The following is a 13,037-nucleotide window of genomic DNA, read 5'->3' on the forward strand; positions in this document are numbered from 1 at the left end:
CCGGTGGTCCTACCCGGGCCGCTCCACGTCAGGGTCTGTTGCCGCAACCGCTCATGAGCAGCTCCATGACACGACGTCACCTTCTGTGCGCCGCAGCGGTGGTCGGTGCCACGACCCTCCTCGGCGGCACGACCGCGGCATCCGCCCGGGTCGCCTCGCGGGCCGCTGCGGCCGCGATCGACCCCCAGGAGAAGGCATACCTGGAGAGCCTGAAGCAGCTCGCGGACCCGTCCTGCGACGAAGCGCGCTAGTGCCGCGCAGGTCAGTTCGACGGGGCTGAACAGGAGTCGGTAGGGCTGGTCTGCGGCGAACAGCTCACTGACGTACGAGTCGCGCCGGATCAGCCCGGTCGGCAGGAAGAACTGCAGGAGCCAGTCGTTGTAAGAGCTGGGTCGACACCGGCTTCAAGAACGCCGTGATCGAGCACGGCGCAAACCTGGGAATCGACGTCGAAGTCGTCCACCGCAAGTCCGACATCCCCGGATTCCACGTGGTGAAAAGGCGGTGGGTAGTCGAACGGAGCCTGGGACGGATCATGCAGCGCCGCCTCACCCGCGACTACGAGACCCTGCCGGCCAGCTCCGAAGCCATGATCCACATCGCCTCAATCGACAACCTCGCCAAGCGCATAACGGACGAAACCACGCCAGCCTGGCGAGGAACGTACTAGGACATAAAGCGCAAGCTGCTCTCGCTGAATGCCCTCTGCGACGTCCGGGCCAGCGGCGTGTCGACCGGGTCGGCGATCGCCTCGTTCAGCGTCGGGACGGAGGAGGATTTGCAAGCAATGCTCAGGTGGCCAGTTGCCAGATGATCTTTTCGAGGGCCGAGCAGATGTGGTCTGCATGTGAAGCGGAGCGCGCGGTGGCCAGTTCGATGCTGAGACGTCCGTTGAAGGTCGTGACGATGTAGGTGGACGTAGGACCCGGCGGTTCATTGGGATCCCCTCCCTCGACCGGCCTGAGATGTTGACCGAGGATAGTGCCGCGGAAGTCCACGAGGGTGAGATCCGGTGGGGTGCGCAGGTCCGGGATCCGTCCCCAGTTCGTCAACATGATCGTGTCTGGCGACAGCGTCATCGGTGTCACGATCGGTGGCGGGCGGTCTGCCGGGTGGTCTGCCGGGCCATCGGACGAAGCCTCCTGATCCTGGCCGGTCAGGTGCAGCTGTGACTGCTGTACGACACCGTCGCTGATGCTCGTGTCCAGTTCACCGAGCAGGTCCTTGGCGAGCGCCATCGGGTCGGTGTTCGCGCCGACGGTGCGTTTGAATCCGACCGTTCCGAAGATGTTGGTCCCTGCCAGGGCGTCCAGCGGCGGGCTGACGCGGGTGCGCACGTCGACCGGATACATGAAGGGGACGGAAACCGCCTGTGGCCCTTCGGCTGCGACCGTGGCGTGGGCGATCATCACGCACGCGGAGACCAGGCCGTGGATCGAGATCCCGTTGGCGCGCCCGAGCCGGGCGAGCGTCGAGGTCGTCTCGGTCGTGAACCGGATTCGGCAACGAGCCGGCTCGGTGGTGTGCGCCGCCGGAGGCGACGTCGCCTCCGGCCGCTCCGGCATCGCCACCGGCTCGAAGAGCGCCTCCACGCCGCTGCGGCCCAGTTTGGGGACCTGACTGTGCGCCAGGACCGATTCCAGCGACTGCGGCATCGGGAACACGCTGAGCAGTGTGGGGCGGCCGGTGTCCAGGATGTCGGTGTAGTGACCCCACAACTCGGCCAGCAGCGCTACGGACGCGGCGGCGTCCGCGATGCAGTGGTCCGTCAGCAGGGCGACCGTTGCACGGTCACCGGCATGGGACACCTCCAGGCCGATGAGCTCCTCGGTGTGGTTCAGCCTCCGGGCCGCCGATGCGGGATTCTCGCCTCCGGCACGGACCCGGACGGCCGGAACGGGGCGGTCACCGTCCACGACGAACTCGTGCCCCTCACCTCCGGACCGGATGTACCCGTTGAAGACCGGATGCGCTCGACACAACGCCCCGAACGCCTCCGACAGGGCGAGGACGTTCAACGGGCCCTCAACGACGAGGGAGTACGCCACGGTCTTCGCCGGCTCCAAGTACAGAGCCTCGGACGGAGCCAGCATCCGGCCGGCAATGACCGACGAGGCCGTCTCAGCCATCAGAAAACAGTCCCTTCTCACCCAAAGCCGGATCTTAAGGAAGTCAGTCTAGAGACTGTCACAAAGGCTATCGATCTGGGCTTTCGTCTCGTAGGGCCTGGAGCCCGAGTGTCACTCCAGTGGCTTTATCGGTGAGCCACGGCACCGCCGGAAGGTCAGTTCCGACTCCAGCGGTACTGACCGAAGGCCAGGGCCGACGGAAGGGGCCTCCGCCTGGCTGACGCTTACTCGGGGACTTCGTCGCTGAGCGCCGGCGGCCTTGAAGTCTCCTGAAGGCGGTCGGCTGGGCAGGAGTTGACGTCTGGTGGATCGGACGGATCCGGGGCCTGGCGGCGGTCGCCAAGATCAGGCGTTGGCGTGGCGCGGCAGAGTTCGTCATGTACTTGACGGGCCCGGCCGGGTACCGAAAGGCTTGTGGATCAAGGCACTTGATGCAGAGCCAGGTCCGCCGGCCCATTACAGGGGCCCGTCCCAGGCCGCTGCCTATCCGGGGGAAAAAGTGATCATTCACCGATCGGTCCGCACTGCGATACTGACCGCGACCGCAGCCCTGGGGATCGCCTTGAGCGCGGCGAACCCGGCCGGCGCGGTCGTCGGCGGTGCGGATGCCACCGCCGGCGCCGCGCCCTTCCAGGTCAGCATCCAGGACACCTCTCACCGTTGCGGAGGGGTCATCCTGGACCGCACCACCGTGCTCACCTCGGCCCAGTGCGTGGCCGGCACGTCGGCGAGCCGTCTCCTGGTCCGCTCCGGCAGCCTGCGGCACGGCTCGGGCGGCACGCTGACCAGGGTCCAGTCCGTGCGGGTCCATCCGCAGTGGAACGGCCTCTCGCTCAGCAATGACATCGCGATCCTCAAACTCACCACCGACATCCCGCTGAACGGCACGACCACCGCCGCGGCACAACTGCCCACCTCGGACCAGACACCGGCCCCCGGTACCGAACTGACCGTCACGGGCTGGGGAACCACCTCACAAGGCGGCTCGCTGCCGGCGACGCTGAAGACCGTCAAGGTCCCGGTGACCAGCCGGCAGACGTGCCAGGACGCCTACGGCGGACTCGGCCTCGGTCTCCTGAACCGCTGGGACCGTGGCGCACCGAGCCTCCTGGGCGGACTGGTCGAGACACCCGTCTACGACAGCGCGACGATGTTCTGCGCCGGGGTACCCGCAGGTGGCAAGGACGCCTGCCAAGGCGACGGCGGCGGCCCGGCGCAGACCGACGGCATCCTTCGCGGCCTGGTCTCCTGGGGCCGGGGCTGCGCCCAGGCGGGCTACCCGGGTGTCTACACCAGCATCGTCCCTTACCTGGATTGGATCACCACCAACCGGGCCTGAGAAGCCGCAGCCCTGTCGACCCGAGGGCACGGCGTGCAATTCGGAGTTCGGGATCGGCAGGTGGCCCCGGCAGCTGACCGGCTGCCGGGGCCATGGCAGGCGGGCTGTCGCCGCCGTTTCGTCAGCAGTCACGAAGAGTGATGACTCAGGTGGTCCTCACTCCCGGGTGTCTTGCTGACGCTTTGCTGACCCCGGATGGTCGATCAAGCCCCTGGGCTGGGAAGAACCGCTGAAAGCGTGACATGTGGTGGAACTTCATCGCCCGGTCCGGTGAGGAGATCGCCCAGGCGCGCGCGGAGTGGATGGAGGGGTCGCTCTTCGGCCAGGTGCACGGGTACGACGGGGCGCGGCTGGCCGCTCCGGAGCTGCCCCCCGTCCCGCTGAAGCCGCGGGGGCGCGTGCGCTGAACAACGGAAGACCTGACGATCCGACATATTTCCGCGAAAAAATCGCGGCCACAAATCAGTCCGCCGGGGACCGGGGCCTGCTACAGTCGTCTTAGTTGCAGTAGTGGTTCCCATGAACTTTGTGTGCGCCTGCTGATGTTTCGCGGGCGCATTTTTCTTTTCCGGGATTTTTCCGGATGGGTGCTCATCGCGGCGACTCGAAGTGCGCGAGGTGTGCGCTTCGGACGGCCCTTTGAAGGAGATTCTTTTATGGCTAATGGCACTGTGAAGTGGTTCAACTCGGAAAAGGGCTTCGGCTTCATCGAGCAGGAGGGTGGCGGCGCTGACGTGTTCGCCCACTACTCGAACATCAACGCCAACGGCTTCCGTGAGCTGCTCGAGGGCCAGAAGGTCGAGTTCGACGTCACGCAGGGTCAGAAGGGCCCGCAGGCCGAGAACATTCGCCCGCTGTAGTTCATCTGCCACGGCACCCGCCTGACAGCGAAGGGCCCGCACCGCGCACACGATGCCCGGTGCGGGCCCTTCGGCATTGTTCCGCGTTCCGCCCCAGGAAGGCCTTACATGAACCGCTCCAGCCGCGATGCCCACCGGAACGTCCGTCAGGGGGCTTCCGCACACGGTGAGTTCGCGATGCCGGTGAGTACCACTCCGGCGCTGCCGGCGGTAGGGGCCTTCGACCAGCTGGACCTGCCGAACGCGCTGCTGTCGGTGCTGGCCCGTCAGGGCGTCACCGCCCCGTTCCCGATCCAGGCCGCCACGCTGCCGAACTCGCTGGCGGGCCGGGACGTGCTGGGCCGGGGCCGTACGGGCTCCGGCAAGACCCTCGCCTTCGGCCTGGCGGTGCTGGCCCGCTCGGCCGGGCGGCGTGCCGAGCCGCGGCGGCCGCTGGCCCTGGTGCTGGTGCCGACCCGGGAGCTGGCGCAGCAGGTCACCGAGGCCCTCACGCCGTTCGCCCACGCGGTGCGGCTGCGGGTGGCAGCGGTGGTGGGCGGGACCTCGATCGGGCGGCAGGCCCAGGCGCTGCACCGCGGCGCCGAGGTGGTGGTGGCCACGCCGGGCCGGCTCAAGGACCTGATCCAGCGTGGCGCCTGCGAGCTGGACGCGGTCGGTGTCACGGTGCTCGACGAGGCCGACCAGATGGCCGACATGGGCTTCCTGCCGCAGGTCACCGAGCTGCTGGAGCAGGTCGCGGACGGTGGCCAGACGATGCTGTTCTCCGCCACCCTGGACCGCAACGTCGACCGGCTGGTGCGGCGCTTCCTGAAGGACCCGGTCACCCACTCGGTGGACCCCTCGGCCGGAGCGGTCAGCACCATGGAGCACCACGTGCTGCACGTGCAGCGCGAGGACAAGGACGCCACCATCGCCCACATCGCCTCCCGGGAGGGCGGGGTGATCATGTTCACCGCCACCAAGCACGGCGCCGACCGGCTGGTGCGGGACCTGCTCGCCAACGGGGTCAGGGCCGCCGCCCTGCACGGCGGCAAGTCCCAGCCCCAGCGCACCCGCACCCTGGAGCAGTTCCGCGCCGGCCAGGTGACGGCGCTGATCGCGACCAACGTCGCCGCCCGGGGCATCCACGTCGACGGCCTCGACCTGGTGGTCAACCTGGAGCCGCCGGCCGACCACAAGGACTACCTGCACCGGGGCGGACGCACCGCCCGGGCCGGGGAGTCCGGCACCGTGGTCACCCTCGTGCTGCCCACCCAGCGCCGCGGGATGGTCCGGATGATGAACACCGCCGCCATCACCCCCGTCACCACCAGGGTCAGCGCCGGCGACGAGCACCTGGCCCGCATCACCGGAGCCCGGGTGCCCACCGGCATCCCCACCACCGTCCCCGCCGCCCCGGCGGCCGAGCGCCCGCGCGGCACCGCCGCCGACCGCAACCGCCGCAGCGGCCGCCACCGGGCGCCCCGCCGCGTCACCCTCGCCGCCTAGCGCGCACGAACGATCTATAGGATCTGCGGCATGGCAACACGACTTGTGCAGATCAACATGAAGGCCCGGGACGACGCCGCGCTCGGCAGGTTCTGGGCGGCGGCACTCGGGTGGGGCGTCGAGAGCGAGGGCCCCGGGGTGACCAACCTCGAACCGGTCGGCTTCTCGTATCCCGACCCCGCCGCCGTCTGCATCGACCTCATCGCCAGCCCGGAGCCCAAGACGGCGAAGAACCGGGTGCACCTGGACCTGGCCACCACCTCGACGGACCATCAGGCGGAGCTGGTCGCACGGCTGGAGGCCCTCGGGGCGACGCGCGCCGACCTGGGGCAGGGGGACGTCCCCTGGACGGTCATGGCCGATCCGGAGGGGAACGAGTTCTGCGTGCTGGAGCCCCGGGAGGTCTACCGGGACACCGGGCCGGTCGCCGCGGTGGTGGTCGACTGCGCCGACCCGCGGGCGATGGCCCGGTTCTGGGGCGAGGCGATGGACTGGACGGTGCACGAGGTCGCCGACGGGTTCGCGTCCCTGCGTTCCGCCCACGGCGTCGGCCCGTACCTGGAGTTCATCCGCACCCCGGACGCCAAGAGCGGGTGGAACCGGGTGCACCTGGACCTCGGCCCCTACCGGGGTGACGACCCGGCGGTCGAGGAGGCCAGGCTGCGCGCGCTGGGGGCCGGTGACCCGGGGGTGGACCAGGCCGGGATCTCGTGGCGGATCCTGACCGACCCGGAGGGGAACGAGTTCTGCCTGCTCAGCCCCCGTTAGCCCCCGGCCAGGGGTGAGGTGGCGTCAACTCATGCCGTTGGTACGTCACTTGGGTGTCTTCCGGAGAGGGGCGGGAGTTCACCCGGGTGCGTGAGCATGCACGGTCATGAGCAACCTCAGTCGCCGCATCTTCATCCTTGGCGGGCTCACCACCGCGGGCGCCGCCGCGTTCCAGCTCGGGGCGACGGCTCAGCCGTCGGCCGCCACTTCGACTCCCTTTCCGTTCACGCTCGGTGTCGCCTCCGGGGAACCGGACGACAGCAGCGTGGTGCTCTGGACGCGTCTGGCGCCCTCGCCGACCAACGCGGACGGCCAGGGCGGGATGCCCAACGCCGACGTGGCAGTCGACTGGCAGGTGTCGGTCAGTCAGAACTTCACCTCCCTGGTCGCCTCCGGGACGGTGACCGCCCGGTACGCGCAGGCGCACGCGGTGCACGTGCTGGCGGGCGGGCTCGCGCCGGACGCGGAGTACTACTACCGGTTCCGGGCGCAGGGGTTCATCTCGCCGGTTGGCCGGACCCGCACCGCGCCGGCGCTCGGCACCGTCGGGCGGGACTTCACGATGGCGTTCGCCTCCTGCTCGCACTACGAGAGCGGCTACTACACCGCCTACCGGCGGATGGCCGACGACCGCCCCGACCTGATCCTGCACCTGGGCGACTACATCTACGAGGGCGGCGCCGGCACCGGCGGGGTCCGCCAGCACCTCGGCAGCGAGATCGTCTCGCTGGCCGACTACCGCCGCCGCTACGCGCTCTACCGCACCGACCCGGACCTCCAGGCCGCGCACGCGATCGCGCCGTGGCTGGTGGTGCCGGACGACCACGAGGTGGAGAACAACTACGCGAACATGGTCCGGGCCGACAGCAGCCCGGTGCTGACGGCCGCTCAGTGGACGGCTCGGCGCACCGCGGCCTACCAGGCCTACTTCGAGAACATGCCGCTGCGGGCCGCCGCGACGCCCAACGGGAACAGCATCCAGCTGTACCGCCGGGTCCGCTGGGGCACCCTGGCGACCTTCCACATGCTCGACACCCGGCAGTTCCGCGACGACCAGGCCTGCGGCGACGGGACGAAGGTCTGTGCCGACGCCGACCTGACGAACCGTTCGATCACCGGCTCGGCGCAGGAGCAGTGGCTGCTCGACGGGCTGGGCCAGCGGCTGGGCACCTGGGACCTGATCGGCCAGCAGGTCTTCTTCGCCCGCAACGTGAACTCCGCCGGTGCGATGAACATGGACGCCTGGGACGGCTACCGGGCGAGCCGGGCGCGGATCCAGCAGGGCATCCTCGACCGGGGCGTGCGCAACCCGGTGGTGCTCACCGGTGACGTGCACGCCTCCTGGGGCAACGACCTCAAGGCCGACTACGCCAACCCGGACTCGGCGACCATCGGCTCCGAGCTGGTCTGCACCTCGATCACCAGCGGCGGCGACGGCAGCGCCACCACCGCGATCCCGAACGGGGCGTACAACCCGCACCTGCGGTTCTACTCCAACCGGCGCGGCTACGTCCGCACGCACATCACGCCGTCCCAACTGACCGCCGACTTCCGGTCGGTGGCGACGGTGACCGAGCACGGCGCGGCGGCGACCACCGCCCGGACCTTCATCATCCACGACGGACAGCCGGGGTTGGCCGATGCGTAAGCTCTCCGTTCTCGGCGCGGGCTGCGCCGCCCTCACCGCCGTCCTGGCCCTGGCCGTTCCGGCCTCGGCGGCGGGGCCCTCGTCCTGGGCGACCGCGAACAGCGACTCCGCCGGCGACCAGGACTCCTCCTCGATCGCGGCCGACCGCCTCGGCGACACCGCGGTGGTCTGGGAGGACGACCGCGACTCGGCGAACCCGGGGGACGACGCGCACAGCGACGTGTGGGTGCGGATGTACCGCAACGGCGTCTCGGCCTACGAGCAGAAGCTCTCGGCCGGCGGGACGGCGGGCACCGCCTGGCGGCACCTCCAGCCGGACGTGGGGCTCGACGACCGGGGGAACGCGGTGGTGGTCTGGGCGGAGGACCCGGACGGCAACGGGCTCTACAACATCGTCTATCGGGTGCTCTCCCCGGCGGGTGCGGTGCTCGGCTCCGGCCGGGTAAACGCGAGCGCGGAAGGCCAGCAGGTCCACCCCCGGGTGGCGGTCGACCCGGACGGTGCGCCGGGGAGCACGACGGCGGTCGCGTTCTCGGTGGTCTGGGAGGACGTCCAGGGCAGCTCGCCGGCGACGGTGAAGGCGGCCGGGTACACCGGGGCCACGACCAAGGCCTACGAGGTGACGGTCAACGCGGCCGGCGGCGCGCACCACAACCCCGACGTGGCGACCTCCGCCTCGGGCGAGGCCGTGGTGGTCTGGGACGAGGACACCGACGGCAACGGCTACTACCAGATCGGCCTGGTGAAGCTGGCCAGGGCGAACGGGGCCGTGACCCTGACCCGCCGAAGCGCCAACAGCCTGGGTGGCGGGCAGCAGCAACGCCCGGCGGTGGCGGCCGACTTCAACGGCGACTTCGCGGTGGCCTGGGAGTCCGACCACACCGGCACCCGGGGCGTCTGGGCCCGGTCGTTCACCGCGAACGGCACCGCGGGCCCGGCCGAGGTCGAGGTCTCGGCAGGGGCCGGGGCCGGGCAGCCCGCGGTGGGGATCGACGACCAGCGCGAGGTGGTGGTCGGCTGGAGCGTCGGCGGCACCGATCCGGCGGTGTGGGCCCGGGGCCTCAACTCCGACGGCACCTTCGCCGGGCGGCTGCCGGCCCAGTCCGTCAGTCAGCTGACAGCCGGCCGGCAGGAGCAACTGACGGTGGCCTCCTCGCCGTTCGGCACGCTGGCGATGTCGTACACCGACGACAACGACGGCAACACCTTCGACCAGGTCCTGCTCGGCCTCGGTGCGAGCAACTCCGACTGGTGAGGTCCGGTCAGCGGGGTGACCTCAGGGAGAGGGAGCACTGGGGGTTGCGGCACGGGCCGGGGCCCCACACGTAGCGTCTGATGCCGTCGAAGTCGGGTGCGGTGTCCAGGTACTCGGCTTCGACGGCGGCGTGGCAGCGGGGGCACAGCAGGCTCTTGGGCCTGACGGCGGAGAAGATGATCGTCGGCATGGCGGGCCTACCGTCCACGAGCGGGCGACGCCCGGCTGTGGTGCTTCCGGCGAGTGCCCCCACCGCCGTCTCCCTCGGCCCCCGGCACCGCGTGCGCCCAGGACCTCCAGCGTACTAGCCGGGCCGGACGGCGCCCATGTAGTCGGGCATGTACTGGAGGTCGAGGACGGTGACGTTCTTGCCGGTGCGGGGGGCGTGGATCATCTTGTTGTTGCCGATGTAGATGCCCACGTGGTGCAGGTCGGAGTAGAAGAACACCAGGTCGCCGGGCTGGAGGTTGGCGCGGGAGATGCGGGCGCCGGCGTTCCACTGGTCCTGGGAGACCCGGGGGAGCCGGACGCCGGCCTGCTCCCAGGCGCGCAGGGTGAGGCCGGAGCAGTCGAAGCCGGCCGGGCCCTCGGCGCCCCAGATGTAGGGCTTGCCGAGCTGGGCCTGGGCGAACTTGAGGACGGCGGCGGCCCGGCCGCTCGCGGGGACCTGGGGGAGGTCGGTGCGGTCGGCGGCGCCGCGGGAGGCGCGGCCGGCCTCGTCGACGTCGACCTGGGCGCGTTCGGCGGCGGTGAGGTTGTCGAGGAGCTTCTTGGCCTCGGCCAGCTTCGTCTGGACCTTGCTCTTCTCCTCGGCCAGCGCCTTGTGGTTGGCGTCCAGGGCGGCGAGCGTGGCGGCGGTCTCGGCGCGCTGCTGGTCCAGCCGCTGCTGCTGCTTCTGGGCCTGGCGCAGCAGGGCGAGCTGGGTGTCGGCCTCCTGGTCGCGGGCGGAGGCCTGGCGGAGGTAGTTGTCCGGGTCGGAGCTGAGCATCAGCTGGAGCGAGGGGTCGACGCCGCCGTTGCGGTACTGGGCCGCGGCCAGGGCGCCGAGCTGGCCCTGAACGGTATTCAACTTCTCCTGGCCCTCGGCGAGTTGGGTCTGCAGCTGGTTGGCCTCGGTCTGGAGCTTCCTGGCCCGCTCCTCCGCCCCGTTGAACCGTTCGATGGAGGCCTCGGCCTCCTCGTAGAGCGCGTCGACCTGCTTCTTGACGGTCGCGAGGTCGGGCTTGGGCGCCGCGTAGGCGGTGGTCGAGGAGGAGGCCAGGACGGCGGTGCCGGCTGCCGCGGTGGTCAGGACGGCGAGCCGGGCTCGGCTCGGCGGACTCGGCTTGCGGCGCTTTCCCACGGTCGGGCTCCTCGGTCGGCTGGCGGGCGGGCAATCACTCCTAGGGACCTTAGTAGTTTAGTTGCGGATTGGGAAAGGCGGGGGCCTAGTGCCGGGCCCGGCACTAGCACGGTGGGTCCGCGGCGCGGGGCGGTTCCTCGGGATGGTCGCTCACACGGGGGAAACCGGGCCGGAGTGGGGTGTGAGCGGGGTCGGGCGGCGGAAGGCTGGTGCCTGCACCCGGGGCGGAGTGAACGGCGCTCCGTCCGTACCCCTTCGACCCATCGAGGACGCTGATGCTTCGTGCTGGACCGTCGCCCGCAAGCCGGTGGTCCCCCGCGGTCCTCGGGTGGCTGCTGCCGGTGGTGGCGACCCCGGCCGTCGCGGTGGCCGCCACGGTGCTGACCGGAGCCGGGGCCCGGGCCGCGGTGGTCTGGTGCGGACTGGTGGGCACGGCGGGGGTGGCCCTGCTGGCGGCCCAAGTGGTGCGCCGTGGGCGGCAGTTGACCGATCTTCGGGAGCGGCACGCCCGGCAGGAGGCCGAGCTGCTCGGACGGCTGCGCCGGCAGGAGGCGGAGACCGTCCGACTGGCCCGGGTGACCCTGCCGGAGACGGTCGCGCGGCTCCAGCGCGGCGAGTTCACCGAGGACGTGCTCAAGGCCTACGAGGTCCACGACGGCGGCGCCGGGCCCGAGTTCAGGGCGGCCCGGCAGGCGGTGCTGCGTACCGTGCTGGAGGCGGTGGACGCGGAGGAGGGTCTGCGTGAGTCCGCGCAGCGCGCGTTCGTGAACATCGCGCGCCGGGTGCAGGCGATCGTGCACCGGCAGGCCCAGGACCTGCGGGAGATGGAGGACCGGCACGGCAACGACCCGGCGGTCTTCGAGGACCTGCTGCGGCTGGACCACGGGAACGCGTTGGTGGGCCGCCTGGCGGACTCCATCGCGGTGCTCGGCGGGGCCCGCCCCGGCCGCCAGTGGAGCCGGGCGGTGCCGCTGTACAGCGTGCTGCGCGGTGGCATCTCGCGGATCCTCGACTACCAGCGGGTGGAGCTGCACCCGGTCTCCGAGGTGGCCGTGGTCGGCCCCGCCGCCGAACCTCTGATCCACGCGCTGGCGGAGCTGCTGGACAACGCGACCCGCTACTCGCCGCCGCAGACCAACGTGCACCTGACGGCGGTCGAGGTGCAGACCGGCATCGCGATCGAGATCGAGGACGGCGGCCTCAGCCTCAGCGAGGAGGGCCGGGCCCGGGCCGAGCGGATGCTCCGCGACGCGCAGGAGGGCATCGACCTGAACGACCTCGGCGAGACGCCCCGGCTGGGGCTCGCGGTGGTCGGGCGGCTCGCGCAGGCGTACGGCTTCCAGGTCTCGCTGCGGCCGTCCGCGTACGGCGGCGTGCGCGCGGTGCTGATCGTCCCTCAGGAACTGATCACCACGGCGCGGGCCACCGGCCGGGCGCACGGCATCGGGGTCACCTCGGACGCGCAGGCGATCCCGGCTCCCGCGCCGGTGCAGATGACCCCGGTGCAGACGGCCCCGGCGCCGGTCATCGCGGAGGCGGTGCCGTGGACGGTGGGCGAGCAGACCCCGACCGGGCTGCCGCAGCGCCGCCGGCACGCCGCGCCGTCCAGGCGGAGCGCGCCCGTCCCGCCGCCGGACCCCGTCCCGGTGCAGCCCGGCGTCTGGCTGGCCGCGTTCCACGAAGGGGTGAACGGCCAGGCGCCGTCCGCCGGGACGGCGGACGACCGCACCAGTGAAGAGCCGGCCAGGAAGGGCGAGCAGTGATGCAGCAACCGACCAACATGGACTGGATGCTCAAGGACCTGGCGGACGGTGTGCCGCACGCCCGCCACATCGTGGTGCTCTCCGCGGACGGGCTGCGGATGGCCCAGTACGGCGCCGGCACCGACGCCGCCGACCGGCTGGCCGCCGCCTGCGCCGGACTGCAGAGCCTGGCCGCGGCGGTCGGGCACGAGTTCCCGCACGGGGACCGCCGGATGCGGCTGGTGGTGATCGAGATGGGCGGCGGCTTCTTCTACCTGATGGCGGCCGGGGCCCGGGCCTACCTCGCGGTGCTGGCCGACGAGGGCGTGGACTCCGGGCTGATGGGGCAGCGGATGCGGGACCTGGTCGCCAGGATCGGCGAGCACCTCAGCACCCCGCCGCGCCGCGCCGAGCAGGTCGTGTGAACGGGCGTACCGCGGACGGTGGTCCGGCGGGTCGAGGGACG

General features: G+C 71.1%; 12 protein-coding genes and 2 pseudogenes. 11 read left to right on the top strand and 3 right to left on the bottom strand.

Annotated features, from left to right (window positions below; translation table 11 throughout):
* The first annotated feature begins 65 nt into the window (after positions 1 to 65).
* Both ACZ6ZR_RS19910 and ACZ6ZR_RS19915 read left to right on the top strand, forming a co-directional pair.
* Positions 66 to 251, top strand: a complete 186-nt coding sequence (locus ACZ6ZR_RS19910; protein ID WP_465644048.1) for a hypothetical protein — start codon at positions 66 to 68, stop codon at positions 249 to 251.
* 131 nt (positions 252 to 382) lie between these two features.
* Positions 383 to 670: pseudogene (locus tag ACZ6ZR_RS19915) on the top strand (IS5/IS1182 family transposase); the annotation flags it as partial.
* Positions 671 to 791: 121 nt separating this feature from the next.
* Here the strand turns inward: ACZ6ZR_RS19915 and ACZ6ZR_RS19920 are convergent.
* Positions 792 to 2,129 carry a phthiocerol/phthiodiolone dimycocerosyl transferase family protein gene (locus ACZ6ZR_RS19920; RefSeq protein WP_465644049.1) on the bottom strand — a complete coding sequence of 446 codons (1,338 nt, stop codon included), beginning with the start codon at positions 2,127 to 2,129 and terminating at the stop codon, positions 792 to 794.
* Positions 2,130 to 2,541: 412 nt separating this feature from the next.
* Here ACZ6ZR_RS19920 and ACZ6ZR_RS19925 point away from each other — a divergent pair, with 412 nt between their 5' ends.
* From ACZ6ZR_RS19925 to ACZ6ZR_RS19955, 7 genes and pseudogenes are all read left to right on the top strand, one after another.
* Positions 2,542 to 3,468 carry a serine protease gene (locus ACZ6ZR_RS19925; RefSeq protein ID WP_465644051.1) on the top strand — a complete coding sequence of 309 codons (927 nt, stop codon included), beginning with the start codon at positions 2,542 to 2,544 and terminating at the stop codon, positions 3,466 to 3,468.
* Positions 3,469 to 3,710: 242 nt separating this feature from the next.
* A pseudogene (locus tag ACZ6ZR_RS19930) lies at positions 3,711 to 3,875 on the top strand (pirin family protein); the annotation flags it as partial.
* A gap of 249 nt (positions 3,876 to 4,124) precedes the next feature.
* Positions 4,125 to 4,328 (top strand): cold-shock protein, encoded by a 204-nt coding sequence (locus ACZ6ZR_RS19935; protein WP_465644053.1) that lies wholly within the window; start codon positions 4,125 to 4,127, stop codon positions 4,326 to 4,328.
* Between the two features lie 108 nt (positions 4,329 to 4,436).
* Positions 4,437 to 5,816 carry a DEAD/DEAH box helicase gene (locus tag ACZ6ZR_RS19940; RefSeq protein ID WP_465644055.1) on the top strand — a complete coding sequence of 460 codons (1,380 nt, stop codon included), beginning with the start codon at positions 4,437 to 4,439 and terminating at the stop codon, positions 5,814 to 5,816.
* Between the two features lie 30 nt (positions 5,817 to 5,846).
* Positions 5,847 to 6,584: a VOC family protein gene (locus tag ACZ6ZR_RS19945; protein WP_465644057.1), complete on the top strand. Its 738-nt coding sequence runs from the start codon at positions 5,847 to 5,849 to the stop codon at positions 6,582 to 6,584.
* A 106-nt stretch (positions 6,585 to 6,690) separates the two neighbouring features.
* The gene (locus ACZ6ZR_RS19950; RefSeq protein ID WP_465644058.1) at positions 6,691 to 8,232 is read left to right on the top strand and encodes an alkaline phosphatase D family protein; all 1,542 of its coding nucleotides are present in this window, start codon (positions 6,691 to 6,693) and stop codon (positions 8,230 to 8,232) included.
* A complete protein-coding gene (locus ACZ6ZR_RS19955; protein ID WP_465644060.1) occupies positions 8,225 to 9,487 on the top strand; it encodes a hypothetical protein in 1,263 nt (420 codons plus the stop codon). The genes ACZ6ZR_RS19950 and ACZ6ZR_RS19955 overlap by 8 nt, the downstream gene beginning before the upstream one ends.
* Positions 9,488 to 9,494: 7 nt before the next feature.
* Here the strand turns inward: ACZ6ZR_RS19955 and ACZ6ZR_RS19960 are convergent, their stop codons facing one another.
* Positions 9,495 to 9,677, bottom strand: coding sequence for a hypothetical protein (locus ACZ6ZR_RS19960; RefSeq protein WP_465644061.1), 183 nt, complete (start codon positions 9,675 to 9,677; stop codon positions 9,495 to 9,497).
* Positions 9,678 to 9,791: 114 nt separating this feature from the next.
* The gene (locus tag ACZ6ZR_RS19965) at positions 9,792 to 10,829 is read right to left on the bottom strand and encodes a C40 family peptidase (protein WP_465644063.1); all 1,038 of its coding nucleotides are present in this window, start codon (positions 10,827 to 10,829) and stop codon (positions 9,792 to 9,794) included.
* Between the two features lie 275 nt (positions 10,830 to 11,104).
* On the opposite strand from ACZ6ZR_RS19965, the gene ACZ6ZR_RS19970 reads away from it, so the two are divergent.
* On the top strand, positions 11,105 to 12,592 hold the full coding sequence (locus tag ACZ6ZR_RS19970) for an ATP-binding protein (protein ID WP_465644065.1): 1,488 nt from the start codon (positions 11,105 to 11,107) through the stop codon (positions 12,590 to 12,592).
* A complete protein-coding gene (locus ACZ6ZR_RS19975) occupies positions 12,592 to 12,996 on the top strand; it encodes a roadblock/LC7 domain-containing protein (RefSeq protein WP_465644066.1) in 405 nt (134 codons plus the stop codon). Before ACZ6ZR_RS19970 ends, ACZ6ZR_RS19975 begins: the two co-directional genes overlap by 1 nt.
* The last annotated feature ends 41 nt before the right edge of the window (positions 12,997 to 13,037 follow it).

The organism is Kitasatospora sp. NPDC088742 (assembly GCF_055584905.1).

Coding starts and splice junctions, on each gene's coding strand:
- ACZ6ZR_RS19940 (WP_465644055.1), top strand. CDS start 4,437: ATGAACCGCTCCAGCCGCGATGCCCACCGGAACGTCCGTCAGGGGGCT.
- ACZ6ZR_RS19955 (WP_465644060.1), top strand. CDS start 8,225: ATGCGTAAGCTCTCCGTTCTCGGCGCGGGCTGCGCCGCCCTCACCGCC.
- ACZ6ZR_RS19960 (WP_465644061.1), bottom strand. CDS start 9,677: ATGCCGACGATCATCTTCTCCGCCGTCAGGCCCAAGAGCCTGCTGTGC.
- ACZ6ZR_RS19950 (WP_465644058.1), top strand. CDS start 6,691: ATGAGCAACCTCAGTCGCCGCATCTTCATCCTTGGCGGGCTCACCACC.
- ACZ6ZR_RS19920 (WP_465644049.1), bottom strand. CDS start 2,129: ATGGCTGAGACGGCCTCGTCGGTCATTGCCGGCCGGATGCTGGCTCCG.
- ACZ6ZR_RS19975 (WP_465644066.1), top strand. CDS start 12,592: ATGCAGCAACCGACCAACATGGACTGGATGCTCAAGGACCTGGCGGAC.
- ACZ6ZR_RS19910 (WP_465644048.1), top strand. CDS start 66: ATGACACGACGTCACCTTCTGTGCGCCGCAGCGGTGGTCGGTGCCACG.
- ACZ6ZR_RS19945 (WP_465644057.1), top strand. CDS start 5,847: ATGGCAACACGACTTGTGCAGATCAACATGAAGGCCCGGGACGACGCC.
- ACZ6ZR_RS19935 (WP_465644053.1), top strand. CDS start 4,125: ATGGCTAATGGCACTGTGAAGTGGTTCAACTCGGAAAAGGGCTTCGGC.
- ACZ6ZR_RS19970 (WP_465644065.1), top strand. CDS start 11,105: ATGCTTCGTGCTGGACCGTCGCCCGCAAGCCGGTGGTCCCCCGCGGTC.